This window comes from Ruegeria sp. AB5, assembly GCF_056542645.1.
The window spans coordinates 478,553-503,656 of the sequence record NZ_JBQGAE010000001.1 but is presented as its reverse complement, the minus strand read 5'-3'; the positions used below and the strand labels follow the sequence as shown (position 1 = coordinate 503,656).

Sequence of the window (25,104 nt, the reverse complement as noted above, 5' to 3'; positions counted from 1 at the left end):
CTGGCGGCATGGTGACGGGATGCAAGACATACCCGTCATCCTGCTGGCCGCAGGGCAATCCCGGCGCATGCGCGGCATCGACAAACTGATGCAGGAGGTTGACGGCCAGCCCCTGTTGCGACGATCGGTTTCCGTTGCGCAAGCTGCCGGACCCGTCTTTGTGGCTCTGCCCCCGCGTCCACATGCACGCTACGACGTTTTGTCCGATCTGGATGTGAACACGATCCCGATTGCAGATGCAGACGAGGGCATGAATGCCAGTTTGCGAGGCGCACTGTCCCACATTGATCGGTCAGTACCCGCCGTCATGGTTTTGCTTGCCGATCTTCCCGAAATCACGCGCGCGGATGTGCAAGCTGTGCGCCAAGCCGTGGAAAATCATGGCGATTGCTTGATCTGGCGCGGAGCAACCTCAGCCGGCAAACCCGGTCATCCGGTTGTTTTCGAACGAGAACTGTTTCCGCAACTGCTCAAGTTGACCGGAGATCAAGGCGCGCAGTCCGTTGTTCGCGCCAATAGCAGTAAAACACATCTCGTGACTCTGCCCGGCGACCACGCCTTGCTGGATTTGGATACACCCGAAGCATGGGCCGATTGGCGGGCAAAAAGTACGCCTTGAAATGAACGCGACCCGGTCGGAACCGACCGGGTCGCGTGCCCAAAACAGGACTACCACTTTTCAGCAATCAATAAAGCGTGACCAGATCACCTATATGGTTCTCCGATCTCATCGCTGCCTAACCTAAACAAGACCCCCTCGTTAACATGCCGCGAGCGCTTTACAGACTGAGATAGCCATCGGCACCCCCTAGTGCCTTTGGCTCCCCCTCACTTGGGCAAGATCATCCTTGCCGATCCGATCCTTCGAAACAACGTAAAATTGGAAGAAACGGTTAATTTGCAGCGTATCAGTTTGGTATTTACGCAACATACCAACATGAGACACTCAACCTAAGGATGATTTACAAATTCTACACGTCAGAATTAAGCGCAGTTATGCGCATACAATTGATCTCACACGCCTGACATTTTCAGCGAACTTTGGTGTAATTTTAGCAAACCCAAAAAGGCCCACAACCAAAAGGAGATCATGCATATCGGGACAGTTCCAGCTTGCGCGCTGTTCTCAAAATTGATTCAATTCAACTGTTTTCAGCATTTGACAGCATTTTCGGCAACAATTCACCGATTCGCAGGCTCGATTCACAGCTGATTCAGCGAATCTCGCGGAGCCAACGCGCAGATAGGACACTGTCTTTGTGGCAAAATTAAGTTTTCTTAATTCGTCAGTCAGGAAAGGCTCAGGAAGAAGGTGCATCTCCTGTTCAACGCGCGACCCCCTTCGTGCGATGTGAACAGGAGACAAAAATGAGCATCCGTAAATCCTCTCTTCTTTTGCCGCGTAAATCCAGTTGGATCGGTGCCAGTGCCTTGGGCGCTGCGCTGCTGGCAACAACCGCCCTGCCCTCGATGGCAGATGAGGCACTTGCCGATCTGGTCGAGACCGTATCACCCTCGGTTGTCACCATAATTGCGGAACAGGATGCAACAGCCGCCCCGACGCGCGGTCAGGACTTCGATTTCGAAGGCCACCCGTTTGGTGAGTTCTTCAAGCGGTTCGGAGCCCCGGAAGGCTTTGACATGCCGCAGCGTGGCCCGGCACAGGGTCTGGGATCAGGCTTTGTTCTGGACGAGGCAGGCTACATCGTGACCAATCACCATGTGGTCGACAATGCCTCGACCATCACTGTGCGTTTGAATGACGACCGGACTTTTGAGGCCGAAATCATCGGCACCGACCCGCTGACCGACATCGCCGTTTTGAAAATCGAAACCGATGCCGACCTGCAAGCGGTCAAGCTGGGCGATAGCGATGTGATCCGCGTCGGGGAAGACGTGGTCGCAATTGGCAACCCGTTTGGTCTGAGCTCGACCGTCACAACGGGCATCGTTTCGGCCAAGGGCCGCAACATCTCGCAAGGACCCTATGCCGAGTTCATCCAGACCGACGCGGCCATCAACAAAGGCAATTCGGGCGGACCGCTGTTCAACATGGAGGGTGAAGTGATCGGCGTGAATTCTGCCATCTATTCGCCCAGCGGCGGCTCGGTCGGACTTGGTTTTGCCGTGACATCCAACATTGTCGAACACATCACTGCCGACCTGCGCGATGACGGAGAGGTCAGCCGGGGCTGGCTGGGCGTGTCGATCCAGAATGTCAGCCCGGAACTGGCCGCCGCTCTGGGGATTGATGCCTCGACCGGTGCGTTGGTGTCCGACGTCGTTGCAGACAGCCCCGCGGATGGCATTCTGCAACAGGGCGACGTGATCCTCAGCTTCAATGACGAGCCGGTGGATTCAAGCAGTGACCTGCCGATCCTGGTTGGGACCACCAAGGTTGGTACAGACAGTGTGCTGACGGTTTTGCGTGACGGTTCGGAACAACAGCTGGAACTGACAATTGGTCAGCACCAGACCGCTTCGGCCCAAGCCGATACAGCAGTTGACGCCAATGTGTCCGGCACGTCCCTAGGCGTGACGATAGCCCCGCTGACCGAAGCGGCACGTGCCGAAATGGGTGTTGGCGAAGGGGTCGACGGTGTTGTGGTGACCGATCTGAAACCGGACAGCCCCGCCGCCAAGGCCGGACTGCAGCGTGGTGACGTGATCGTCAAACTGGGCAGTCAGGAGACCGCGACGCCAGACGCGCTGAAGGCCGCGCTGGACAGCGAAAAGACGGATCCTGCCCTCGTGTTGATCAACCGTGGCGGCAACCAGATCTTCGTCGCTGTCGAAATCGTCTGAGCCAAGCCCTGCGCGCATCACATGATGGGGAAATCTGATGCGCGCTTCCCGGCGGATTGAATTGTCCGCGATCCGCCGGGCGGGCCGGGTGCGCGAGGCCGCACCCGGCTCGTGTTTTCCTCAAACCATGTGCTTTACCGGAAATTTGTGTTTAAATTCGTATAGAAAGGAGCCTCGATCATGAGCAGACGTCTGCTGATTGTTGAAGATGATGCCGACACAAGAGACTTCATCGCCAAAGGGTTCAGCGAAGAAGGCTATGTCGTCGAGGTTGCCGCAGATGGCCGCGAAGGGCTGTACCACGCAACAGATGGCGGGTTCGACGCGATAGTTCTGGACCGGATGCTGCCCGGGCTGGACGGATTGTCCCTGATCAAGTCCATGCGCGCGGCAGGCCTGAAAACGCCGGTTCTGATGCTGACCGCCATGAGCGCGGTCGATGAACGGGTCAAAGGGCTGCGTTCAGGTGCTGATGACTATCTGGTCAAGCCATTCTCGTTCCAGGAACTGCACGCCCGGATTGAGGCGCTGTTGCGCCGCCCGCAGGAATCCGAAGAAACACCGACCCTGACCTGCAAGGACCTTGAGATGGACCTGCTGACCCGCAAGGTTACCCGCGACGGGCACGAAATCACCCTGACCCCGCGCGAGTTTCAGATCCTTGAATTCTTCCTGCGCCGCAAGAATCGCGTGGTGTCACGCACCATGCTGTTGGAAGGCGTTTGGGACTATCACTTTGACCCGAACACCAATGTCGTGGACGTCCACATCTCGAAACTGAGACGTCAGCTGGACGAAGGCGGAGACCTGCCGCTGATTGAAACCGTCCGGGGTGCCGGTTACATGATGTCTGATGGATAACCTGCGACTGTCCCTGAACAATTCGCGCACACGACTTGTCGCCGCCAGTATGGTCCTCAGCACCTTTCTGACGGCGACTGTGTTGGCTTTGGTCTATGTCACGGCCAATCGCAGTATTGAATCCGAGACCCGTTCGGTTGTGTCCGCAGAGCTCACCGGGTTGGCCGATGAATATGAGCGGCGCGGTCTGATTGGTCTGATCACGGCCATCGAACGGCGCCTGCCCAGTGCCTCGGAACGGGACGCGCTGTATCTTCTGACGGACCGGTTCGGCAACAAGCTGGTCGGCAATCTCAAACAATGGCCCGAGAATATCACGGCCGGCAGCGGCTGGGTCGAACTTGAGCTGCGCCGCGCCGACAATGACCAACTGGTGCCTGTGTCGGCGGCCTCGATCCGCCTGCCCGGCGGCGAAAGGCTGATCGTTGGGCGCGATGCCGTTGCCCGGCAGCAATTTGACCGTGTGCTGCTGCGCTCGGTTGCTTTGGCGCTTGGGATCGCTCTAGTCCTGAGCCTGCTGACCGGCTGGCTGTTCACCCGGCTGGTGTTTTCCCGTCTTTCAGACATTGCCAGCACCGCCGAAAACATCGTTTCGGGCGATCTGTCCCGGCGCATGCCCATGCGGGGCACGGGCGATGAGTTCGATCAGGTGGCCGGAACACTGAACACCATGCTCGACCGGATCGAAGAACTGATCAGCAATCTGCGCACGACCTCAAACTCGATCGCCCATGACCTCCGCTCGCCGCTTTCGCGTTTGAAACAACGGGTCGAAGCGCTCTCTGACCCCGGCAAAAGCGACATGGACCGCGAGATCGACATCGCCCGCGCCACCACCGAAATCGATCATGTCTTGCGGGTGCTGGGACAACTGACCGAGATTTCGCGGGCCGAGGCCGGGTTGGGACGCGAGCAGTTCGAAGAGGTTGATCTGCAACAACTTGTCCGAGATGTCGTCGAGCTGTATGACCCCGTCGCGGCAGATCAACATATCCAGCTTGACGTCACAGGCGAGGCTGACCCGATCCAAGGCCATCGCCCCCTTCTGTCGCAAGCCCTGTCCAATCTGCTGGACAACGCGCTGCGCTATGCACCAGAGAAGTCGAAGATCACGGTCACCATCTCCCAGGACAGCACCTGCACCCGCCTGAGCGTGCGCGATCAGGGTCCGGGCGTGCCCGAGGAAGACCTGCACCGTCTGCAACAGGCTTTTGTTACGCTCGACCCGGCCAGAACGGAACGCAATGCCGGATTGGGCCTCGCATTGGTGGCCGCGATTTCTCATATGCATGGCGGAAAATTTGAGGCCCGGAACTGTAGCCCAGGCCTTGAAACGACGGTGAGACTGGCCCGGCCTTTTTAGTCCGGGCGACCGCTGATCGCGAGGTTCTTGTTCTTATAGCGCTTGTCTTCGGTCACGTCCGCGCCAAACCAGGATGGGGGAGTATAGTCCAAAGCCCGGGCTTCTGACGCAAATTCAACCTCGACCAGACACAAGGGGGCCAAGTCGCCTTCAAAAATGTCCAACTCGTACACATGCCCATCCGGCAGCATGCCAGTATACCGGGCCTTTTCGACCCGCCGACCTTCGGTTTCGGGCCAGAAGGTTTCAAATTGCTCGGACGAAATCTCGGCCTCACGTTCGACCCGCACCAAGCCTCCACCGCCTTTCAGCGTCAGAAAGTGGCTGTCGTTCTTCTGTCTGAGACGCAATTCGGTCGAGTCCTCCGGCACCGTCAGATAGCCCTGACGCACCACGGCTTTCTTGGCACCGCTGAGGTCCGGCACTTCTGCAACCAAGAACTTGCGTTCGATTTCGGTGCTCATTTGGATGCAACCACTCCATTCTCCACTTCATCATACAGGGCTTGATAGGCCGCGTTGGCAACGCTTCGCGCGGCATATGTGCTGACCGGTGCACGGTGCTGACCCATTTTTTCGATATCGGCCGCAAAAGGAACCGTCGTGGTCAGAAACCGTTTGCGATAAAGCTTGCGCATCTTTTGCATCGTGTCCTGATGCAGGGTTTTGCGCCTTTGTACCATCGAGAAGAAGGCCCGCAGCTTTTTCTTTTGCAACTTGTGCTCGTCAAAAAAGCTGACGAGCTGATCGAATGTGCGCTCGGACAATGTGGTCGGGATCACCGGCACCACGATCTCGTCGGCGGCCCGGAAAATGTTCTCGGACAAGGTCGAAAAGTTCGGCGGGCAATCCAGCAGGATCACGTCATAGTCGCTTCCCGCCGCGATCAGAGCCTTTTTCAAGCGCGAACGTTTATTGCGCATGCGCGACAGAAAGACGTCGAAATCGCGAAATGTCAGGTTGGCAGGCAAGACGTCCAACCCTTCGAAATCACTGGCGCGAATGGCGTTGGTGAACCGTTTAACATCTTCAAAGAACCGTGCGTCGGTCAGCTTTTTCGACGGTTTGACGCGAAAGTAAAAGCCCGAGGCCCCCTGAGGATCCAGGTCGCACAACAACACCTGATGTCCCGCCTGCGCATAGGCGTATGCAAGGTTCACCGAGGTTGCGGTTTTACCAACACCGCCCTTGTTGCTGTAGCAGGCAATGATTTTCATTCCTCACTCCTTTTGGTGGTGAAACAGGCTGCGGAACAGGTGCCGAATGTCCGGGCTGTCGAAATGCTGGAAATTGGCAATGACGCGCGCGCGCTCGGCTTTTTGGCGCTGGTCAAGCACGGCGATCAATCCTCCGGCGGCCAGACCCAACCGGGAATCCACGCGGCCCTGAGCGTTGCTATGGGTTGAGACAAACGCCAAAAGAGCCTCTTGCTGAACGGAATAGTCGTTGAAAAGCCCAAGATTATCTTGCAGCTTTTTCAATGGCTTGATGATGGCCTTGAAACCATTTGCATCAAAGAGCGGCCCAAAGAACTCCATCAGATAGCGTAGCTTCTTGCAGTCGATCCGAAGGTCGTGAACAACCTGATCCGGGGTGTCCTCACGGATGCTGCGCGCCAGTTTGCAGACTTTGCGATAGCGCTTCCAGATCAAGGCACAGGCATAGCTGTAAGCGCCGCGTTTGGCGCTCGGCCCCGGTTCCAGGTTTTCAGGGGTCGAAAACCTGTCTGCAAGCTCAGCCATCGCGGCACCATAAGTCTTGCTGCGCAAGTGCCGCGTCAGGCGCGACAACTCTTGAGCGCGCTCTGTCTCAAACCGGTCAAACATGGCCTGTACGCCGGCATGAAGATTGGCAGGTACAAGATTGAGGTACATATCTTTTTCCAGAAGGTAGACGTCCAGATCCCGCACGCGTCCGGTGGGGGCCATCAAGTCAGAAAAGATCCGCTTCAACGCGGCCGTCTGCTGTTCCGAAAACACCCCTTTGAACAGGCTGAGGACCGAGCGGATGCGCCGCAACGACACACGGTAGTCGTGCAGAAACTCGGTGTCGATATCGGCGATGACCCCATCTTCGTTCTGACGCGCAACGCCCAGATATGTCCGGATAATATCCGTCGCGACCTCGATCGACGGCTCGCGCTTGCTCAGCGCGATGTCCGGTTTGGCCCGATACACTTCCATACCCGGAAAAAGACCGTCGAACAGCGCATTGATCCCGCCAGACGCCACCCCCTTAAACACATCACAGACCAAAGCGAAGACGCGATCATACCCGCGCAGCTTTTGCACCCGGACTATCGTCGCCTGACCATGCTCAGACCGCAGCGACAGCACGCTGCCGCGAACCTGGGTCTTTTGCAGGTCGTCCAGAACGACCAACGTCTGTTCTTCAATCTCGCCCTTTGCGATCTGCGTGAGAGCGCGCAAAGACGGAAAACCACTCAACGCATCACGGACCGGACCAACCGGCAGGTCCTGAACAAACCGGCCCTTGCCATGTGCTTTTTGCGCCCAAGTTTGCCCGTCCGATTGCAGAACCTGCAAAGTTCCATTTGTTTCGATCAGAACCCGTCCGGTGTGTCGTAGCGACTGATCATGGCAATCCAGCAGGACAAACGGTTTGGCCGCGCCGATCCTCTCAACCTCAAGCGCGTGATTGGTCAAGGACTTGCCAAACGCAACTGGGTCAAAACCACCAGGAATGACAAAGAACCCATCTGTTCCGAGCTTCACGACTTACCCTTCCCCGATCGTTCAAGGTATTCATTGACCAGTGTTTCGACGATCTTCTGAACGCTGCTGCCCTCTTCAATCGCCTGAATCTTGAGCGCCTTCAGCGTCTTTCCATCCAGCCTGAGCGAGGTGTTTTTCTTGTCTTTTCCCGGTTTCTCACCGGGGTCCTTCGTCTTGGGCATCGACATCTCCATGACAGCATGACGTCATGAAATCGCGATTCCGGCGGCGCATCAAGAAAAAGTTCAGCCGACCTTGTTGCATGCGCGGGTGACAGCCCAATTTCGGCCCGCTAAGAACGTTCTATGTCTGATCCGGTTTCATCCATTCGCAACCTCGGCCCGGCCTTCGAACAGGCCTGCACTCGCGCCGGGATACACTCGGCGCAGGAACTGCGAGAGTTGGGGGCCGATGCCGCCTATGCAAGGCTTTTGGAGGCGGGCTCGAGGCCGCATTTCATTGGCTATTATGTGCTGGTCATGGGGCTTCAGGGTCGCCCATGGAACGATTGCAAAGGCGAAGAGAAAAAAGCGCTGCGCCAGAGGTTTGACGCGATCAAATCCAACACCAAGACCGCACCGGAAAGCCAGATGGTGTCTGATCTGGATGCTATAGGCGTGCGGGTCGAGGCGGGTGATTTGAAACCGGTCTGACCAAAAAAGGCCGCCCCGAATGGGAGCGGCCAAATCTGTTCAACGGGCTGGCAGCTTAGCCGACCAGTTCGATGCCCGAGAAGAAGTAGGCAATCTCAACCGCTGCGGTCTCAGGCGCGTCCGAGCCGTGAACCGAGTTTTCGCCAACCGATTCAGCGAACTCGGCGCGGATGGTGCCGGGGGCCGCGTCTGCGGGGTTGGTTGCGCCCATAACTTCGCGGTTTTTGGCAATGGCGCCTTCGCCTTCCAGTACCTGAACGATAACCGGCTCGGACGACATGAATTCGCACAGTTCGTCATAGAACGGACGCTCAGCATGGACGTCATAGAACTTGCCTGCCTGAGCTTTGGTCATGTGGATGCGCTTTTGCGCAACGATGCGCAGACCGGCCTCTTCGAACTTGGCGTTGATCTTGCCCGTCAGGTTGCGGCGGGTTGCGTCGGGTTTGATGATCGAGAATGTGCGTTCCAGTGCCATGTCGGCCTCTCCTTACAATGTGGCGCGTATTTTGCGCCGAAATCCGTCGCGCGCCGCGTAACATGGTATTGCGCGTATGAAAAGCACTATGATGAGCCGGGCTTCAGTTCATATCGCGAAGCGGATCGGTCCTGTCGAGATGCCGGACATACAGCACGGCGAGCAGCCCCAGAAAACTGCTGATGCACATCATGCCCAGAACCAGATACGGACCATTCTCGGGGCTGACCAACGCTCCGGTCATGGAGGTCAACACCGCCCCAAGAGCCACGATCATCGCGCCGGACAGACCAGCGGCGCTGCCTGCGAGTTTTGGGCGCACGGACATCAGCCCGGCAGAGGCATTGGCGTTGGTCAACCCATTGCCAAATCCTACGCAAATGGCTGATCCAAAGAAAACCCAAACAGATCCCAACTCTGCGGCAAACAGGATGAAGCCGAGGAATGGCCCGGTCGAGGCAATGATGCGCCCGACCAGGATCATCGAGGTCAGCCGTGTGCTGGCCGCCAGCCTTCCGGTAACGAAATTGCCGACCATAAAGCCGCCTGTGATGATCCCGATCCCTAACCCCAGCTGCGCCGGGTCCAGATCGAACCACGCCGCGGCGACGAGGGGCGCACCCGTGATAAAGCTGTAGAATGCCCCAATCGAGAACGCCGCGCATAAGGAATAGCCCCAGAACCTGCGGGCACGCAGCAGGTGGGGGTATTCGCGCAGCTGAACGGCAAAGGTCGAGGATCGGGCCGCATTGGTTTCGCCCATGTCAAACCAGAGCAGTACCAGCACCCCTGCCCCCAGGATTGAATACAGGACAAACCCGGCGCGCCAGCCGAACACAACATCCAAGACTCCACCCAGCATGGGACCAAGCATTGGTGCCAAAGCCATGGCCATCGCGACATAGCCCAGTTTGCTTGCGGCCTCGTTCGGCGGATACATGTCCCGGATCGCCGCGCTGGACAGCACCGGCCCGGCCACCACGACCGCCTGCAGCAAGCGAAAGCCCAGAAAAACCCAGATCGAGTCCGCCAGTACGCAACCGATCGAGGCCAGAGCAAAGATCATCATGCAAATCAACAGGATCGGCCTGCGCCCATACCGGTCCGACAGCGGCCCCATCACCAGTTGAAACACCGCTGAAACCGCCAGAAACCCTGCAACAGACAGGTTTATAAGGGCATAATCGACCTGAAAATCCTCGGCCATACGAGCCAGCGATGGCAGAAACATGTTCAGCGTCAGCACCGACAGCGCAGTCGCCAAAACCAGTGTGGGCAAAGAAGGAGGCGTGTATGCCGCGCGCATGTTTCAACCGTCACAATCCAATCGGGTCAGCGCTATCACATCGGGTGTGTATTGAACATGCATCGCCGCTGGCGGCGGCATAGCGGCTCTGCTAAGAGCAGCGCATGTTACGGATTGAAGACATCACCTATGCCGTTGAAGGCCGCCCCTTGTTCGAAGGCGCAAGCGCAACCATTCCCGATGGCCACAAGGTTGGTCTGGTGGGTCGCAATGGCACCGGCAAGACCACGCTGTTTCGCCTGATCCGGGGGGAACTGGCGCTGGAATCGGGCAATATCGCGGTCCCGAAACGCGCGCGGATTGGCGGCGTGGCGCAAGAGGTGCCCTCGTCTGATGTCTCGCTGATCAACACCGTTCTGGCCGCCGATACCGAGCGCAGCGCGCTGATGACTGAGGCCGACAGCGCCACCGACCCCGCGCGCATCGCTGATATCCAGACCCGGCTGGCCGATATCGACGCCTGGTCGGCCGAAGCGCGCGCGGCCTCGATCCTCAAAGGGTTGGGATTCGATGACGAGGATCAACTGAAGCCCTGCTCCGATTTCTCGGGTGGATGGCGGATGCGCGTCGCGCTGGCGGCGGTATTGTTCTCGCAGCCTGATCTGCTGCTCTTGGACGAACCGACCAACTATCTGGATCTCGAAGGCGCGCTGTGGCTGGAAAGCTATCTGGCGAAATATCCGCACACGGTGATCATCATCAGCCACGACCGCGGCTTGCTAAACCGCGCTGTTGGGTCGATCCTGCATCTGGAAGACCGCAAACTGACCTATTACGCTGTGCCTTACGACAAATTCGCCGAGCGCCGCGCCGAACGTCTGGCACAGGCGGAATCGGAGAACACCAAGGCCAAGGCCCGGATCGCCCATTTGCAGAGCTTCGTGGATCGCTTCCGCTATAAAGCCTCAAAGGCGGTTCAGGCCCAGTCGCGCCTGAAGATGATCGAGCGCATTCAACTGGTCTCGACCCCGCAAGAGGCCGCGCTGAGGGCCTTTTCTTTCCCCGAACCCGAAGAATTGTCGCCCCCGATCATTCAGATCGAAGGTGGCGTTACTGGATACGGCGAAACCGAGGTGCTGCGCCGTCTGAACCTGCGCATTGATCAGGATGACCGCATCGCCCTGCTGGGCAAGAACGGACAGGGCAAATCGACCCTGTCCAAGCTGCTGTCCGACCGCCTGCCCCTAATGGCGGGCAAGATGAGCCGCTCGAACAAGCTGCGGATCGGCTATTTCGCGCAGCATCAGGTGGATGAGCTGCATGTGGACGAAACGCCCCTGGACCATCTGCGCCGCCTGCGCCCGGATGAGGCGCCGGGCAAATGGCGCTCGCGTCTGGCCGGGTTCGGGCTGAACGCAGATCAGGCAGAAACCAAGGTGGGGCGTCTGTCCGGCGGGCAAAAGGCGCGGCTGTCGCTGCTGCTGGCCACAATCGACGCGCCGCATATGCTGATCCTGGACGAACCGACCAACCATCTGGACATCGAAAGCCGCGAGGCGCTGGTCGAGGCGCTGACCGCCTATTCCGGCGCGGTGGTTCTGGTCAGCCATGACATGCATCTGCTGTCGCTGGTGGCGGACCACCTCTGGCTGGTCTCGGAGGGATCGGTCCAACAGTTTGACGGGGATCTCGAAGCCTATCGGTCCCTTCTGCTGTCCCGCGACAGACCCGCCAAGGAAAAGCAGCAGACCGCCAAGCCCAAACCCCTCTCGCGCGACACGGTTCTGGCCCTGCGCGCCGATCTGCGCAAATGCGAGGACCGGATCGAAAAGCTGACGGATATGCACGACAAACTCTCGGCCAAGCTGGCGGACCCTGGTTTGTATGAAGATGACAGGATCAGCGATCTGGAAACCTGGAACCGCAAATTCACCGAGGTGACAGAAGCAATGCAAAAGGCCGAAGCCCTTTGGGTTGCCGCTGCCGAGCGGCTGGAACAAGCCGAGGGTGCCGCATGATCGACTTCGCATTTTTCGTCACAGCCTTCACCACGCTTTTTGTGGTCATCGATCCGTTTGGTACCACGCCGATTTTCGTCGCGATGACGCAGGGTATGGATGCGCGCACCCGGCGAATGACCGCCTATCGCACCTGCGCCGTGGCCGCCGGTATCCTGATTGCCTTTGCCGCGTTTGGAGAGGCCGTACTGGGCTTTGTCGGCATCTCGATCGAGGCCTTCAAGGTTGCGGGCGGCGCGCTGCTGTTCCTGACCGCCTTGGACATGCTGTTCGAGCGCCGCACCAAGCGGCGGGAAGACCGGGCCGAAGAAGAAGAGCACCCCGACCCGTCCGTGTTCCCTCTGGCCATTCCACTGGTGGCCGGACCGGGATCAATCGCGACAATGATCCTGCTGGCGGGTCAGCACCCCGGCATTCTCGGCATTGTCGAGGCCATTGTCGTCATGCTGGCGGTCATGGCCGTGGTTCTGGCCTTTTTCCTGTCCGGCGGTTTGATTGCGCGCATTCTGGGCAAAACCGGGCTGAACGTTCTGACGCGGCTTCTGGGCATGCTGCTGGCAGCTTTGTCGGTTCAGTTCATACTGGACGGCCTCAAGGCCTTTGGATTTGCGTCGTAAATCCCCATATTGCCAAGTGAGTGTTTGGTAGGGATATCGGTATGGACGGCGACAATATCGGGCGTTTGGTTTATCTGGTCGTGCTGGGTACGGCTGTGGTGTTCTGGTTTGTGTCGTATAACCGCCAATCGCTGAACAAAACCCTGCAACAGGTCATGGCCTGGGTGTTCATCTTTGTAGGCGTCATCGCGGTTGTTGGGCTGTGGGAGGATATCCGCGCGTCGGTCGGTCCTGCTCCGCAGATGACCATCACCGGGGATACGATCGAAGTGCCACGGGCACAGGATGGGCACTATTACCTGCCAGTTCTGGTGAATGGAGAGCCGATCATCTTTCTGGTGGACACCGGTGCCAGCCAGATTGTGCTGAGCGCACAGGACGCCGTACGCGTTGGCATCGACCCCGACCAGTTGAACTATTTCGGCCGCGCCTTCACAGCAAATGGTGAGGTTCGAACCGCGCCGGTGCGGCTGGAGACGTTGACGGTAGGGCCGATCACGGATCAGAACGTCTCGGCCTGGATCAACGAAGGAGAGTTGCATAAATCGCTGCTGGGTATGGATTATCTGCACCGCTTTTCGAATATCCAGTTCACCGATGGGCGTCTGATCCTGTCGCGTTAGATACGCACGCCACTTGAGAACAAAATGAGAACATGATATGGTTTGACCATGTCTGCTCAGCTTCTTGGTCAAAAACCCGCGCGCATCGCGCCCGGTGTTACATTACATGATGGGATCACCCTGCAACTGGGTCGTGTGCATGAAGGATGCGGCCCCGCCCGGCGCAGCTTTGCCATGTGGCTGGCGGGTCAGATGCAGGGGCCGGTCTTGTGGATTTCCCCCGCATGGGAGCCCGGTCAACTGAACCCCGACGGGATGATGCCTTTTGCCGATCCCGCCCGGTTCATCTTTGTCCGCCCCACCCGCGCCGAGGATTTGCTGTGGTGCATGGAAGAGGCGCTGCGCAGCGGGGCGATCCCGCTGATTGTTGGTGATCTGCCCGGCGCGCCGGGGCTGACACCCGTACGCCGGATGCATTTGGCCGCCGAACAGGGCGGCATGATGGGACGGGCGCCGCTGGGCCTGTTGCTGACCCCCGGTGACGGCGGTGCACAAGGGATCGAGAGCCGCTGGCATATGGCCGCCGCCCATCGGGCCGAGGAACGACGCTGGGCCCTGACCCGCCGCCGCGCCCGCGCCCTGCCCCCGGCCCGCTGGCAGGCCACACAGATCAGGCCGCGCGCCGGTTTGCAGCTGGAACGCATTGCAGCTGTGGACTGAGACCCGGCAAGATCACGCAATGTTTTATTGGTTCACAAGCCACCACGCCCTAGCGTTAGGACATGACCACCTTGACCAGACGCATCGTTCTTGCAGGGCTGGCAACCCTGCCGTTTGCCCCAAGGCTACACGCAGCGCTGCGCCCCTATGCCCTGTCACACAAAGACACCAGAGTCGGATTCAGCTTTGATCTGTCAGGGGTTTCCCAAACAGGATCAATGCCGATCCAGACGGCTGACGTGCACGTCGACATAGACCGTTTGCAAAACAGCCGGGTCACAGTTGTGCTGGATGTAAGTCAGGCAAAAACGCGGCTGCCCTTTGCCCGGATGCCAATGCTCAGCCCCAGCGTACTGAACGGCGAAAACCACCCGACAATCACCTTTGTCTCGACAAAAATTGAACTTGGGCAAGATGGTCGCATATCCGGAGGGGCCCGTATCACAGGCAATCTGACAGTCAGAGACGTAACACGCCCGATCATGCTGCGGGCCAGCCTGTACCGTCCACCCGGGACAGCAGCGGATGATCTCGACCGGCTCTCCATCGGCCTGCAAGGGGCGCTCAACCGGCACGACTTTGGTGCATCCGGTTACAGCGAACTGGTCGGTGAAACCGTGGGGCTGGATATTCTTGCCCAGATCAGCCGCCTCTGACCGAAGGCGAAAGTCCAAAAACGACCCTCTGACGTCGAATAGATGCGCGCATTGTTTCAGCGGTCCGCCAAGGTGGGCCCGTTATGCGCACGATCATTTCCTTTGCCGCCCTGTTCCTTTCCGTCATACTGCTGCAACTGTCGACTGGCGGCGTCGGGCCGTTGGATGCGATCTCTGGCATCACACTGGAATTCACGACCGAACAGATCGGTCTGCTGGGGTCGGCGCATTTTGTCGGGTTCTTCGTCGGGTGCTGGTGGGCTCCGCGCCTGATGGGCAGTGTTGGGCACTCCCGCGCGTTTGCCGTCTGTACCGCCTTGGGTGCGATGGGCCTGATCGGGCACACGCTGACGGACAACCCCTATATCTGGGCGGTTCTGAGGATCGCGTCAGGCACCTGCGTCGCCGGGTGCTACACCGTTATCGAGGCCTGGCTGCACGCCAAAGTCACAAATGAAACACGCGGCCGCGCCATGGGCACCTATCGCATTGCGGATCTGGGCGCCTCACTCAGCGCGCAGCTGATCATCGCTGTCCTGCCCCCCGCATCCTACGTGTCCTACAACCTGCTGGCGATCCTGTGCTGTGCCTCGCTTTTGCCGCTGACCCTGACCCGCGCCAGCCAGCCACAGACCCCCAGCACCCCGCGATTGCGCCCCAAACTGGCCTGGGCGTGTTCCCCGCTGGCTGTCGCAGGTGTGATCGTGTCAGCGCTCAGCTCTGCGTCGTTCCGGATGGTCGGCCCGGTTTACGGGCAAGAGGTCGGCCTGGGCGTGGACCAGATCGCGTTCTTCCTCGCGTCGTTTGTTCTGGGCGGAGCACTGGCGCAATATCCGCTCGGCTGGCTGGCCGACAAATATGACCGGCGCTGGGTTCTGATCTGGCTGTCTGCCGCTGCGGTACTCAGCTGTGGCGTCACCATGGCTGCCAGTGGGGCCGGAACGCTTGGGGTGATGCTGGCGGCTGGGTTCTTTGGCCTGACCACCTTTCCGATCTTCTCTCTCTCTTCGGCCCATGCGAACGACTTTGCGACAACCGAGCAACGGGTGGAACTGTCAGCCGCTTTGATGTTCTGGTACGCTTTGGGGGCAATTGCCTCGCCCTACGTCTCCTCAACATTGATCGAGCAATTTGGTCCGGGCGCACTGTTTGCCTTTGTTGCCGTCGGGCATCTGGGTCTGATTGTCTTCGGTCTGGCGCGGATGCGCACGCGCCCGACACCGGACGCACGTACAAACTATGTCTATGCGCCGCGCACCTCTTTCACGATTGGCAGTTTGTTGAAAAGATCACGTGAGCGACAAGAGTAACCCCTGTGGCGCGTCATCTGGTATCCTGCAATCCATCTCTCAACCGAAACAGCAGCGTTTGCAGCTTTTGCAGATCCGATCTGTCCAAACCCGTTTGCTCGATCATGCATAAGGTGATCTCTGGCGCCTTGCGCTTGAGTGATAAACCCTGCTGGGTCAAGAAAACGTCCACGGCGCGTCCATCGGTTTGACTGCGCGACCGGGTCACGTGACCAAGTTTCTCCAAACGCTTGACCAACGGTGTCAGCGTGCTGGTCTCCATCCCCAGGTGCTGGGCAAGCGTATTGATCTGCTGCCCGTCCTGCTCCCACAGCAATGTCAATGTGATGTACTGTGGATACGTCAGCCCCAACCTTTTTAGATGCGGTGAATACGCACGGTTTATCGCGTGCGACGCCGTGTAAACGCCAAAACAAAACAGGTCATCCGCATGTTCGGGAATATCAGGAGTGTCCAATTCTTCGCCTCATTTATATCGCGCGCGATATTATTCTTGACTTAAACTCAGGTTTCGTCAACTTTGCATTTTATATCGCGCACGATATAAATGGAGAATGAAATGTCCTGGCTACCCAGCTTGAAAACCCAAACACCTGAAGAAGGCTATGAATTGGCAATAAAATTGTCCCGCATGGCAGTCAAACTGACGCAACCCGATGAGGCAGCCCGCAGCCGCATGCGGCCTGAATATGCAAACAATGCGGATAGTCTGGTTGGCGTCTCTCATGTTGTGGCCGTCAATTTTCAGACCGTCTCGCGTGCCAACAACTTCTGGAAGTAAACCTTTTGGAAAAAGAAATGTGGGAAAAGAATGGGCTGGGAATACCCCAGCCCTTTACCATAAGTGTTGCAAGTAAAAACTTCGGTTGGCCAGTAACTGGCCAATCTACCTGCACAATAATAAGAAAAACTCGGAACAACCGGGAGAATGAGTGTGGGAAAAGCCACGAAGAAATCTTCGTCAGGCCCTCGTAGGCGTTTGCCTGCGCCTTCCTTCGGCATCGGCATCGGCATCAATTTCTGCAGGAATCCTCAGTGTGATTTCTTTGCAGAAACACCAGACCCATATGACAGAAGAGGGCAAAACCGAAATAAGGTCAAGCCGAACATTCCGCGTGGCCGGGTCATCGGATCAAGTGATGAAAAGACCTTCCAATGTGGCGGGTGCGGGAAGACCTCAATCATAAAGAACAACAAGGCGATCGTCGAAGAATACCGGCGACTCCGGCGCAAGTTTCGGCCCGAGTTTCCGCGAGATGCCTGTTCAAACGAGATGTGTGCCAATCATGGGAAGCCGCAGTCCGAGCATCCCGACCTCTACCGCAAAGCGGGAACGACCACGAAGGGCACACAGCGCTGGAAATGCAAATCCTGCCTGAAGACCTTCGCTACTGGAACGCGCTTGGGGCGTCAAAAGCGAAGCCACACGAACCGCGAGGTTTTGTGGATAATCACCAATGGCGTTCCAATCACCAAGATCTGTGATTTCACAGAGCTATCTCCGCGGGATGTCTATCGGAAGATTGACTTCATTTACGACCGCGTCATCGACTTTACCGCAAAGCGAGAAGCTGTCTTCCAGCGCGTGCAGTGGGAGAAGGTCGGGCGCCGGTTTGCCGCTGACTCGCAAACTCTCCATCTGAACTGGTCAAACAAGCGAACCAGGGCACAAATCGCCGTTCAGCACCTCTGCACCGCACACGCCAATTCCGGCTATATAATGGCCGCTCATCTGCAGCTGGATCCAACCGTTGAACTACCGGAAATCGAGGCCAGAATGATCGCCTCCGGGGATTTCAGTTTGCCACGGGCGTTTCGGGATCAGGCTCGCCTATGGTCTGAAACGGAGTTCAAAGGCTACCTCGACAAAATGACCCATAATGTCGCCATCCACCCCGATGAAGCCCCTGAGGTCGATCAGGGGTTGCAACTCCCTCATAGCGGCGCTCTGGTACGCCAGGATGCTATGCAAATGGCTCACGCATTCCAGATGCGGCGGTTCCTCGGCAAAGGCTCAGAACGCTTCGTGTTCGTCCTGGATGCCGATCCCGGGCTGGCTATGTCTTTCATCTCGGCGTTCGCCGGTTGGATTCGGAAAGAAAAAGCTGATGTCATCGTCGTTGAACTTGACAAGAACCAATCCAATGATCAGCGAAAAATGCTGATGAACGAAGGGCGCAAGCAACTGGAAGATGACAGCAATGTGCCACGCCATATCTTTGATGATTTCAACCCTAAGGCCAAAGATGAAATCAAGGATATTTTAGTGGAGGTCATGCTCGAAGACATGCCTTTGACCGCGCCTTTTGAATGGCCATACCACACGAAGTCCGAACCACATCGGTGCATGCGTATTCTGACTGACCGTGAGAGCATGGCACCTGACCGCCGCGCGCGCCTCATGCGTCTGGCAACATTGCGCAGTGTGGACGCGTATTTCCACAAGATCCGAAGCAATCTCCGACTGGCTGAACGCCCATCTCATACGCCGAGCGCGAACGGCCGCGCCTGGCATCGGCATTACCTCTACAACCCCGAAACCAGGGTAAAGATAGTCGATATCTATCGCTTCACCCACAACTGGATGGGAAGTGGCTCTACAAAGGAAACCCCAGCGATGAAGCTGGGGTTGGCCAGGGGGAAGATCAATGCGAAGGATTTGTTCAGCTAAATTCTTCCAGTTTGATCACTCGGTATCCGTCATCTTCATGACGAAGCGAGCATCCCCACCTGGATAAGACCAACGCGCCATGTCGGTTTTTTGCTCGGACCACAGGGTATGTGATAAAGAAATTGTCTTCCGGATTCAGAAACTTCCAACCCTCCATGGAAACTGGTTCCGCGGTTTATGGGTCGTGCAATTGTTCCTTCACTGGCATAAAACAAGCCATTGGAACAAGGTTTTCAGGCTTTCGGATTTCCGCCTCTTGTTGAATACGGGCTGCTTTGCGCTCACGATCCCCGGGCGTTTCAATGGCCAAATCAGCAACGCACGCGACTACAGGAAGCGCCAAAGCGAGGCTTACAAATTGCTTGACGGTAATCATATTCTTCAATTCTCATTCTTGAAGAATGGATATTGGTTCCATTGCCACAATCAGAAACTGAAAAAGCGCCACGAAACATCGCGGCGCTCTTATGTTCTTCACCCATCTCCCAAAGTGCAACACTTATGGTAAAGGGCTGGGGGAATACCCGGCCCTTCAGTATTACCGACCTTCAGGTCCTTTTTCGTCGACCAGATCGGCATCCTCCACCGGCTTGACCGTTGGTTCTGACGTCGCCTCAAGCGCACCGTTCACAACGCCGCCGACACCGTTTTCCATCGACAGACCCAGCTCTTCGCCCAGCTTCTTGAGCGCCGGCATCTGCACGGCCATACCCATGATCGAATCCAGCGCCTGATTGACCACCGGCTTGTCGCCGTTGCCTGCCCCACCTGTGGGGCCAGCGCCGATGCCACCAACCTGATGGATCTTGATGGAATCGATCTTCTCAGCTGGCTTGACCATTTCCGAGATGATCGACGGCATCGTCTCGATCCGTGCCATGTCGACCTTCATTCGGATCTGAGCGGAGGACAGCGCATTGTCAGCCTCGACAATCGCGCGCTTACCTTCCGCTTCGGCCAGCATGTCGTTTTTCTTGGCCTCGGCCCGTATGTTCAGCGCATCCGCTTCGGCCTGAGCTTCTTCACGACGGGCTTCGGCACGGTCGGCGGCGGCCTCTTTCTCGGCCTGGGCAGACAGACGGATCGCAGTGGCCTGGCGTTCAGCCTCGCGCGTGGCTTCGATCAGAACGATCTGTTTCTGACGCTCGGCTTCGGCCACTTCACGGGCGGTGACCACCGCTTCGGTGGCCTTTGTCGCCTCGGCGCGGGCCAGATCGGCGGAGGCACGGGCGCGGCTTTCCTCTTCGGATTTCTGCGCGATGATGATCTGACGCTCTTGCTCGGCAACCTCCAACTCACGCTCTTTCGAAATCTCGGCCTCGCGGATTTTACGCTCACGCTCGATATCAGCCGCGCGAATGGCCTCTTCGCGGGCGATCCGGGCGCGTTCGGTTTCACGTACCGAATCCTCTGTCCGTGCGGCAATCTCGGCCTCTTGTGCCACGCGCAGGGTTTCGACCTGCTGCGTCTGTTCGATACGCGCCTGTTCTTCATCTTTTTCGATCAACAGCTTCTGACGCTGGGCTTCCATGGCAGCACGGCGCACTTCGACCTCGGCATCTGCATCAATCTGCGCGCGCTCTTTTTTCGAGGTCGCAATCACCTCGGCCAGCTTACGCATCCCCACGGCGTTAAAGGCGTTGTTTTCGTCCAGCGCTTCGAACGGGGTCTGGTCCAGTGCCGTCAGCGAAACCGATTCCAGCGACAGACCGTTCTTCAACAGGTCCTCGGACACGGCGTTCTGCACCTCCTGTACAAAGTCGGCGCGGTTTTCATGCAGACCGTCCATGGTCATCTGCGCGGCCACGGCGCGCAGACCGTCGATCAGCTTGCCTTCGATCATCTCACGCAGTTGCTCGACGTCAAAGGTTCTGTCCCCCAATGTTTGCGCGGCCCGTGCGATGCCTTCCTCGGTTGCCATGACCGAGACGTAGAACTCGACGCCCACATCGACACGCATCCGGTCTTTGGTAATCAGTGCCGCCTCTCCGCTGCGCTGCACTTCTAGGCGCAGGGTTTTCATGTTCACAGGGCTGACCTCGTGCAGCAGCGGAACAACGATGACGCCACCATCCATGATGACCTTTTTGCCGCCTTGGCCAGTCTTCACGAGGCTGATTTCTCTTGTGGCGCGTTTGTATAGACGGCCCAGCACAAGGCCGATGAAGACAAGGGCAGCCAGAATGGTGACGACCGAAATGGCCAGGAATGAAACTTCCATGCAAAATCCTCCGATTTTTGGGGTTTGAAATTTGGTTAGTCTGACAAGCCGACCAGAACGAACCGGTCACGCCGTCGATCACGCAGCACCAGAACTTCGGTGCCTTGCTCAAGCGTATCGTTGTCCTGCAACGGTTCGGCGCGCAGGTGATGAGTATTGCCAAAGCGATCCATAACGCGCACCTCGGCCGGACGTCCGCGTGAGGCAGTTCCTTGCGAGATCACGCCCCTGCGACGGGCCAGCATTCGCTCGGACATCGCTTGGGTCTCGGTCTTTGGCAACAGCCGGGCAAAGATCGCACCAAAACCACGTGCGAACCATAGGCCAAACGCGCCCGCCGGTAATGCGGCCATCCAGCTTGGCAGGTCGAAACCCAGCAGATCGCGTAGCGCCAGTTGCAGGCCCATGCCCGACAGGCCAAAGCCCGCCAACAGTACCACAAGCCAGATCATGAAGGGCACCTTGCCAATGCCAAGCCAAGCCATCGGACCTGCGGCCACCGCCTCAGGCACATCCGTTTCAATCTCGGCCAATTCGAACTCACCCAGATCGATATCCGCATCAATGTCGAGATCGAATTCTGCAACATCCAGATCCGGGACATCCGCGACATCCATATCGATTTCGCCCTCACCTGCCAGAAGGCTGCCACCCAGCACCAGGGCAATCAGCTCAAGCGCCAGCAGACCGAACAGCAGCGCAAGGGCCATGGTAAAGGGCGCGAATGCACCCTCGAGCAGAAATTCGAATATCGGCACTATGTCCTCATTTTTGTATACCTTTGTATACATTCTATGTGGGTTGTCATGACGAAATTACAAGAGTTTGTGATTCTGACATTCAACCTATGGGTAGTGTCAGCGCCCCATAGGATACAATCCACAATTCAATCTTCGCTCTTTTTTCCCAAGGATCGTAGCTTTTCATGACGTCCATACAAAACCCGGCCTTTTGCTGCCGGGTCACTTGAGGTAGACGGGCGCGCAGACAGACAGGTGGACACGCAAAATGGCTCGTATACTCATCACCTCGGCTATTCCGTATATCAACGGGATCAAGCACCTCGGCAACCTGATCGGTTCGCAATTGCCCGCTGATCTGTACGCGCGCTACCAGCGTGGCCGGGGGAACGAGGTCATGTTTCTGTGCGCCACGGATGAGCACGGGACACCAGCCGAACTGGCGGCCGCCAAGGCCGGGCAGCCGGTGGCGGAATACTGCGCGGACATGTATGCGGTTCAGGCTGACATCGCGAAACGGTTTGGCCTCAGCTTCGATCACTTCGGCCGCTCGTCCAGCGATCAGAACAAGCGCCTGACGCAGCATTTTGCCGGCAAGCTGGATGACGCCGGGCTGATCCGTGAGGTCAGTGAGAAACAGGTTTATTCCAACGCCGATGGCCGTTTCTTGCCGGATCGTTATATCGAAGGCACCTGTCCCAATTGCGGTTATGACCGCGCGCGCGGTGATCAGTGCGAAAACTGCACCAAGCAACTGGACCCGACGGATCTGATCGACCCGCGCTCGGCCATTTCCGGCTCGACAGATCTGGAGGTGCGCGAGACCAAGCACCTGTATCTGCGCCAATCCGCGATGAAGGATCAGCTGGATGCCTGGATCGACAGCAAGACGGACTGGCCGGTCCTGACCACGTCGATTGCCAAGAAATGGCTGCACGATGGTGACGGCCTGCAGGATCGCGGCATCACCCGCGATTTGGACTGGGGCGTACCGGTCAAGAAAGGCGATCAGGACTGGCCCGGGATGGAGGGCAAAGTCTTCTATGTCTGGTTCGATGCACCAATCGAATACATCGCCTGCGCCAAGGAGTGGGCGGATGCCAGCGGTCGGTCCGATTCCGAGTGGGAGCGCTGGTGGCGCACTGACAAGGGCGCGGATGACGTGCGCTATGTCCAGTTCATGGGCAAGGACAACGTGCCCTTCCACACTCTGTCATTCCCGGCGACAATTCTGGGCACCAACACCTACAATGAAACTTCTGGTGCCTCGGAGCGTTGGAAGCTGGTCGACTATATCAAGTCGTTCAACTACCTGAACTATGACGGTGGCCAGTTCTCGACCTCTCAGGGCCGGGGGGTTTTCATGGATCAGGCGTTGGACATCCTGCCGGCGGACTACTGGCGCTGGTGGTTGTTGAGCCATGCGCCCGAAAGCAGCGACAGCGAGTTCACGTGGGAGAACTTCCAACAGTCGGTGAACAAGGACCTCGCCGATGTTCTGGGCAACTTTGTCAGTCGGATCACCAAATTCTGCCGTTCGAAGTTCGGCGAAGCTGTGCCCGAAGGCGGCCGTTTTGGTGAGCGTGAAAATGCCCTGATCGAAGACCTGTCCAAACGTGTCCGCACTTATGAGACACATATGGAGGCTATGGAGGTTCGCAAATCCGCACAGGAACTGCGGGCAATCTGGGTGGCGGGCAACGAGTATCTGCAAGCCGCAGCACCTTGGTCCACTTTCAAGGAAGACCCGGCGCAGGCCGCGGCGCAGGTCCGGTTGGCTCTGAACCTGATCCGTCTCTATGCCGTGCTGAGCGCACCGTTCATTCCCGACGCCTCGGCCAGAATGCTGAGTGCGATGAACACGCTGGACACCGGCTGGCCCGAGGATGTCGAGGCCGCTCTGAGCGCCCTGCCCGTCGGTCACGCCTTCTCGGTTCCTGACGTTTTGTTTGCCAAAATCACCGATGAACAGCGCGAAGATTGGCAGACACGGTTTGCCGGAACACGCGACTGAACGCCTTGCAAAATGTGAAACACGAAACAGGGGCAATATCGCCCCTGTTTTCGTTTTGAACCCCTGTTGACATAAGCATGACGGCGTAAGTCGGCCTATATACGGGAAAATTCTGCCGCTCTTCCTGCCGGGATCGCATTCAAGAAGCTTGAGGTATAGGCGCAAAACGGCCATCCTGTCCCAGAATTCCTGCGACTCGCGACGGGTCCTACCGGCCCCGGACGCCTATCCCATACTTATTGTGAGGCACCCGCCATGGCCCTTGAATTAAAGATTGTCCGTTTTCCCGACCGCGGGTCAGTCCAAAGCCTCGGACGAGGGATTGCGCTTGTGGCCTGCATGGGGTTGGCACACGGGGCTGCGGCACAGGATCAAAGCGATGCGCCCCCGCCCAAAGTGTCCATCGCGGCAGCTTATACCGAGGAAATCACGGATCAGGCTGTCTTTATTGGCCGCGCCGAAGCCGTTGACAAGGTGGACATTGTCGCGCGGGTCAATGGGTTTCTTGAAACCCAGAACGTCGAGGATGGTGCGCTGGTCAACAAAGACGACCTGCTGTTCACCATCGAACCCGACCTCTACGAAGCAACACTGGAGGCGCGCAAAGCCGATCTGGACCGGGCCGAAGCCAATCTGGAACTGGCCAAGGTTGATCTGGCACGCAAAGAAGAGCTGTTCCGCCGCGATGCCACGCCCGAGTCCGAGCGCGACATCGCCCGTGCCAACGAACTGGTCGCCGAGGCCGAGGTCAAGGCCGCAAATGCCGCCATCCAACAGGCCGAACTGGATCTGAGCTACACCGAGATTCACGCGCCGTTTACGGGGCGCATCGGACGCGTGACAACCAGTGTGGGCGATGTTGTTGGACCGACCAATCCGCCTTTGGTCAATCTGGTCAGCGAAGCGCCGATCTATGTGAATTTTTCCTTGAACGAGAAGCAGTTCACCACGGTTCTTCAACAGTTCAACGAAAATGCAAGCACATTGGCAGAAAGCGAAAAAAGCCCCAATGTGCATGTCACACTGCCTAACGGAACCGAGTTGGATGAAACCGGTGAGATTGTCTTTGTCGACAACCGCATCGATCCCCTGACCGGGGCGATCACCCTGCGCGCGCAGTTCGAAAATGCCGACCGGCTGATCATCGACGGTGCCTTTGTGAACGTACAGATTGAAGCGTTGGAACCCACGCTGCAGGTCTTGGTGCCTCAGGCGGCGTTGCAGCGCGATCAGCGGGGTGAATTCGTTCTGGCCGTCAACGACCAACAAATGGTCGAGCAGCGCTATATCACCACCGGCGACGCGGTCGGCACGGCCATCATCGTGACCGAGGGTCTGCGCGAAGGCGAGAGCGTGATTGTCGAAGGTCTGCAAAGGGTTCGCCCGGGCGTCGCGGTGGATGCGGTCGTCGCATCCGAGCAACCGGGGGAATAA

General features: G+C 57.9%; 25 protein-coding genes. 15 read left to right on the top strand and 10 right to left on the bottom strand.

Going from position 1 to position 25,104, the window contains the following annotated elements:
• Nucleotides 1-19 precede the first annotated feature (19 nt).
• The 4 genes from ACR0L4_RS02585 to ACR0L4_RS02570 all read left to right on the top strand — a co-directional run bounded on the left by ACR0L4_RS02585 (nucleotide 20) and on the right by ACR0L4_RS02570 (nucleotide 5,029).
• Nucleotides 20-619 (top strand): nucleotidyltransferase family protein, encoded by a 600-nt coding sequence (locus tag ACR0L4_RS02585; RefSeq protein WP_170748661.1) that lies wholly within the window; start codon nucleotides 20-22, stop codon nucleotides 617-619.
• A 749-nt stretch (nucleotides 620-1,368) separates the two neighbouring features.
• Nucleotides 1,369-2,805: a Do family serine endopeptidase gene (locus tag ACR0L4_RS02580; RefSeq protein ID WP_480510352.1), complete on the top strand. Its 1,437-nt coding sequence runs from the start codon at nucleotides 1,369-1,371 to the stop codon at nucleotides 2,803-2,805.
• Nucleotides 2,806-2,985: 180 nt separating this feature from the next.
• A complete protein-coding gene (locus ACR0L4_RS02575; RefSeq protein WP_170748659.1) occupies nucleotides 2,986-3,666 on the top strand; it encodes a response regulator transcription factor in 681 nt (226 codons plus the stop codon).
• Nucleotides 3,659-5,029: an ATP-binding protein gene (locus ACR0L4_RS02570; RefSeq protein ID WP_480510349.1), complete on the top strand. Its 1,371-nt coding sequence runs from the start codon at nucleotides 3,659-3,661 to the stop codon at nucleotides 5,027-5,029. The genes ACR0L4_RS02575 and ACR0L4_RS02570 overlap by 8 nt, the downstream gene beginning before the upstream one ends.
• On the opposite strand, the gene ACR0L4_RS02565 is transcribed toward ACR0L4_RS02570, so the two are convergent.
• Genes ACR0L4_RS02565 through ACR0L4_RS02550 form a run of 4 tightly spaced genes read right to left on the bottom strand, consistent with a single transcriptional unit; the run spans nucleotide 5,026 to nucleotide 7,945 of the window.
• Nucleotides 5,026-5,493, bottom strand: coding sequence for a CYTH domain-containing protein (locus tag ACR0L4_RS02565; protein ID WP_480510347.1), 468 nt, complete (start codon nucleotides 5,491-5,493; stop codon nucleotides 5,026-5,028). The genes ACR0L4_RS02570 and ACR0L4_RS02565 overlap by 4 nt on opposite strands.
• Nucleotides 5,490-6,245, bottom strand: a complete 756-nt coding sequence (locus tag ACR0L4_RS02560; RefSeq protein WP_480510345.1) for a ParA family protein — start codon at nucleotides 6,243-6,245, stop codon at nucleotides 5,490-5,492. Before ACR0L4_RS02560 ends, ACR0L4_RS02565 begins: the two co-directional genes overlap by 4 nt.
• A gap of 3 nt (nucleotides 6,246-6,248) precedes the next feature.
• Complete coding sequence (locus ACR0L4_RS02555; protein WP_480510343.1) at nucleotides 6,249-7,763, bottom strand: CHAD domain-containing protein; 1,515 nt, start codon at nucleotides 7,761-7,763, stop codon at nucleotides 6,249-6,251.
• Nucleotides 7,760-7,945 (bottom strand): hypothetical protein, encoded by a 186-nt coding sequence (locus tag ACR0L4_RS02550; RefSeq protein WP_480510341.1) that lies wholly within the window; start codon nucleotides 7,943-7,945, stop codon nucleotides 7,760-7,762. Before ACR0L4_RS02550 ends, ACR0L4_RS02555 begins: the two co-directional genes overlap by 4 nt.
• A gap of 123 nt (nucleotides 7,946-8,068) precedes the next feature.
• Here ACR0L4_RS02550 and ACR0L4_RS02545 point away from each other — a divergent pair, with 123 nt between their 5' ends.
• Nucleotides 8,069-8,416 (top strand): TfoX/Sxy family protein, encoded by a 348-nt coding sequence (locus ACR0L4_RS02545; protein ID WP_480510339.1) that lies wholly within the window; start codon nucleotides 8,069-8,071, stop codon nucleotides 8,414-8,416.
• A gap of 55 nt (nucleotides 8,417-8,471) precedes the next feature.
• On the opposite strand, the gene ndk is transcribed toward ACR0L4_RS02545, so the two are convergent.
• Together ndk and ACR0L4_RS02535 are read right to left on the bottom strand one after the other, a co-directional pair.
• Nucleotides 8,472-8,894 (bottom strand): nucleoside-diphosphate kinase, encoded by a 423-nt coding sequence (gene ndk, locus ACR0L4_RS02540; protein ID WP_142634270.1) that lies wholly within the window; start codon nucleotides 8,892-8,894, stop codon nucleotides 8,472-8,474.
• Between the two features lie 103 nt (nucleotides 8,895-8,997).
• Nucleotides 8,998-10,200 (bottom strand): multidrug effflux MFS transporter, encoded by a 1,203-nt coding sequence (locus tag ACR0L4_RS02535; protein ID WP_480510337.1) that lies wholly within the window; start codon nucleotides 10,198-10,200, stop codon nucleotides 8,998-9,000.
• 104 nt (nucleotides 10,201-10,304) lie between these two features.
• On the opposite strand from ACR0L4_RS02535, the gene ACR0L4_RS02530 reads away from it, so the two are divergent.
• From ACR0L4_RS02530 to ACR0L4_RS02505, 6 genes are all read left to right on the top strand, one after another.
• Nucleotides 10,305-12,158, top strand: a complete 1,854-nt coding sequence (locus tag ACR0L4_RS02530) for an ABC-F family ATP-binding cassette domain-containing protein (RefSeq protein ID WP_480510335.1) — start codon at nucleotides 10,305-10,307, stop codon at nucleotides 12,156-12,158.
• A complete protein-coding gene (locus ACR0L4_RS02525; RefSeq protein ID WP_170748650.1) occupies nucleotides 12,155-12,775 on the top strand; it encodes a MarC family protein in 621 nt (206 codons plus the stop codon). The genes ACR0L4_RS02530 and ACR0L4_RS02525 overlap by 4 nt, the downstream gene beginning before the upstream one ends.
• A gap of 41 nt (nucleotides 12,776-12,816) precedes the next feature.
• The gene (locus ACR0L4_RS02520; protein ID WP_480510332.1) at nucleotides 12,817-13,398 is read left to right on the top strand and encodes a retropepsin-like aspartic protease family protein; all 582 of its coding nucleotides are present in this window, start codon (nucleotides 12,817-12,819) and stop codon (nucleotides 13,396-13,398) included.
• A 48-nt stretch (nucleotides 13,399-13,446) separates the two neighbouring features.
• Nucleotides 13,447-14,058: a hypothetical protein gene (locus tag ACR0L4_RS02515; RefSeq protein WP_170748648.1), complete on the top strand. Its 612-nt coding sequence runs from the start codon at nucleotides 13,447-13,449 to the stop codon at nucleotides 14,056-14,058.
• A 62-nt stretch (nucleotides 14,059-14,120) separates the two neighbouring features.
• Entirely contained in the window at nucleotides 14,121-14,714 is a 594-nt protein-coding gene (locus ACR0L4_RS02510) for a YceI family protein (protein WP_480510330.1), read from the top strand.
• 83 nt (nucleotides 14,715-14,797) lie between these two features.
• Nucleotides 14,798-16,024 (top strand): MFS transporter, encoded by a 1,227-nt coding sequence (locus tag ACR0L4_RS02505; protein WP_170748646.1) that lies wholly within the window; start codon nucleotides 14,798-14,800, stop codon nucleotides 16,022-16,024.
• A gap of 13 nt (nucleotides 16,025-16,037) precedes the next feature.
• Here ACR0L4_RS02505 and ACR0L4_RS02500 read toward each other — a convergent pair whose 3' ends face one another.
• The gene (locus ACR0L4_RS02500) at nucleotides 16,038-16,481 is read right to left on the bottom strand and encodes a MarR family winged helix-turn-helix transcriptional regulator (protein ID WP_480510328.1); all 444 of its coding nucleotides are present in this window, start codon (nucleotides 16,479-16,481) and stop codon (nucleotides 16,038-16,040) included.
• A 102-nt stretch (nucleotides 16,482-16,583) separates the two neighbouring features.
• On the opposite strand from ACR0L4_RS02500, the gene ACR0L4_RS02495 reads away from it, so the two are divergent.
• Together ACR0L4_RS02495 and ACR0L4_RS02490 are read left to right on the top strand one after the other, a co-directional pair.
• The gene (locus ACR0L4_RS02495; RefSeq protein ID WP_480510326.1) at nucleotides 16,584-16,805 is read left to right on the top strand and encodes a hexameric tyrosine-coordinated heme protein; all 222 of its coding nucleotides are present in this window, start codon (nucleotides 16,584-16,586) and stop codon (nucleotides 16,803-16,805) included.
• Between the two features lie 153 nt (nucleotides 16,806-16,958).
• A complete protein-coding gene (locus tag ACR0L4_RS02490; RefSeq protein WP_170748644.1) occupies nucleotides 16,959-18,695 on the top strand; it encodes an IS1 family transposase in 1,737 nt (578 codons plus the stop codon).
• A 175-nt stretch (nucleotides 18,696-18,870) separates the two neighbouring features.
• Here ACR0L4_RS02490 and ACR0L4_RS02485 read toward each other — a convergent pair whose 3' ends face one another.
• The 3 genes from ACR0L4_RS02485 to ACR0L4_RS02475 all read right to left on the bottom strand — a co-directional run bounded on the left by ACR0L4_RS02485 (nucleotide 18,871) and on the right by ACR0L4_RS02475 (nucleotide 21,674).
• Nucleotides 18,871-19,071, bottom strand: a complete 201-nt coding sequence (locus ACR0L4_RS02485; protein WP_170748643.1) for a hypothetical protein — start codon at nucleotides 19,069-19,071, stop codon at nucleotides 18,871-18,873.
• A gap of 162 nt (nucleotides 19,072-19,233) precedes the next feature.
• Nucleotides 19,234-20,916 carry a flotillin domain-containing protein gene (locus ACR0L4_RS02480; RefSeq protein WP_170748642.1) on the bottom strand — a complete coding sequence of 561 codons (1,683 nt, stop codon included), beginning with the start codon at nucleotides 20,914-20,916 and terminating at the stop codon, nucleotides 19,234-19,236.
• A 35-nt stretch (nucleotides 20,917-20,951) separates the two neighbouring features.
• Complete coding sequence (locus ACR0L4_RS02475) at nucleotides 20,952-21,674, bottom strand: OB-fold-containig protein (RefSeq protein WP_480510323.1); 723 nt, start codon at nucleotides 21,672-21,674, stop codon at nucleotides 20,952-20,954.
• 250 nt (nucleotides 21,675-21,924) lie between these two features.
• On the opposite strand from ACR0L4_RS02475, the gene metG reads away from it, so the two are divergent.
• Entirely contained in the window at nucleotides 21,925-23,670 is a 1,746-nt protein-coding gene (gene metG, locus ACR0L4_RS02470) for a methionine--tRNA ligase (protein ID WP_480510321.1), read from the top strand.
• A gap of 339 nt (nucleotides 23,671-24,009) precedes the next feature.
• On the top strand, nucleotides 24,010-25,104 hold the full coding sequence (locus tag ACR0L4_RS02465; RefSeq protein WP_480511127.1) for an efflux RND transporter periplasmic adaptor subunit: 1,095 nt from the start codon (nucleotides 24,010-24,012) through the stop codon (nucleotides 25,102-25,104).

Coding starts and splice junctions, on each gene's coding strand:
- ACR0L4_RS02570 (WP_480510349.1), top strand. CDS start 3,659: ATGGATAACCTGCGACTGTCCCTGAACAATTCGCGCACACGACTTGTC.
- ACR0L4_RS02580 (WP_480510352.1), top strand. CDS start 1,369: ATGAGCATCCGTAAATCCTCTCTTCTTTTGCCGCGTAAATCCAGTTGG.
- ACR0L4_RS02480 (WP_170748642.1), bottom strand. CDS start 20,916: ATGGAAGTTTCATTCCTGGCCATTTCGGTCGTCACCATTCTGGCTGCC.
- ACR0L4_RS02520 (WP_480510332.1), top strand. CDS start 12,817: ATGGACGGCGACAATATCGGGCGTTTGGTTTATCTGGTCGTGCTGGGT.
- ACR0L4_RS02565 (WP_480510347.1), bottom strand. CDS start 5,493: ATGAGCACCGAAATCGAACGCAAGTTCTTGGTTGCAGAAGTGCCGGAC.
- ACR0L4_RS02525 (WP_170748650.1), top strand. CDS start 12,155: ATGATCGACTTCGCATTTTTCGTCACAGCCTTCACCACGCTTTTTGTG.
- ACR0L4_RS02510 (WP_480510330.1), top strand. CDS start 14,121: ATGACCACCTTGACCAGACGCATCGTTCTTGCAGGGCTGGCAACCCTG.
- ACR0L4_RS02505 (WP_170748646.1), top strand. CDS start 14,798: ATGCGCACGATCATTTCCTTTGCCGCCCTGTTCCTTTCCGTCATACTG.
- ACR0L4_RS02550 (WP_480510341.1), bottom strand. CDS start 7,945: ATGCCCAAGACGAAGGACCCCGGTGAGAAACCGGGAAAAGACAAGAAA.
- ACR0L4_RS02495 (WP_480510326.1), top strand. CDS start 16,584: ATGTCCTGGCTACCCAGCTTGAAAACCCAAACACCTGAAGAAGGCTAT.
- ACR0L4_RS02515 (WP_170748648.1), top strand. CDS start 13,447: ATGTCTGCTCAGCTTCTTGGTCAAAAACCCGCGCGCATCGCGCCCGGT.
- ACR0L4_RS02465 (WP_480511127.1), top strand. CDS start 24,010: ATGGGGTTGGCACACGGGGCTGCGGCACAGGATCAAAGCGATGCGCCC.
- metG (WP_480510321.1), top strand. CDS start 21,925: ATGGCTCGTATACTCATCACCTCGGCTATTCCGTATATCAACGGGATC.
- ACR0L4_RS02560 (WP_480510345.1), bottom strand. CDS start 6,245: ATGAAAATCATTGCCTGCTACAGCAACAAGGGCGGTGTTGGTAAAACC.
- ACR0L4_RS02530 (WP_480510335.1), top strand. CDS start 10,305: ATGTTACGGATTGAAGACATCACCTATGCCGTTGAAGGCCGCCCCTTG.
- ACR0L4_RS02585 (WP_170748661.1), top strand. CDS start 20: ATGCAAGACATACCCGTCATCCTGCTGGCCGCAGGGCAATCCCGGCGC.
- ACR0L4_RS02545 (WP_480510339.1), top strand. CDS start 8,069: ATGTCTGATCCGGTTTCATCCATTCGCAACCTCGGCCCGGCCTTCGAA.
- ACR0L4_RS02575 (WP_170748659.1), top strand. CDS start 2,986: ATGAGCAGACGTCTGCTGATTGTTGAAGATGATGCCGACACAAGAGAC.
- ndk (WP_142634270.1), bottom strand. CDS start 8,894: ATGGCACTGGAACGCACATTCTCGATCATCAAACCCGACGCAACCCGC.
- ACR0L4_RS02485 (WP_170748643.1), bottom strand. CDS start 19,071: ATGATTACCGTCAAGCAATTTGTAAGCCTCGCTTTGGCGCTTCCTGTA.
- ACR0L4_RS02535 (WP_480510337.1), bottom strand. CDS start 10,200: ATGCGCGCGGCATACACGCCTCCTTCTTTGCCCACACTGGTTTTGGCG.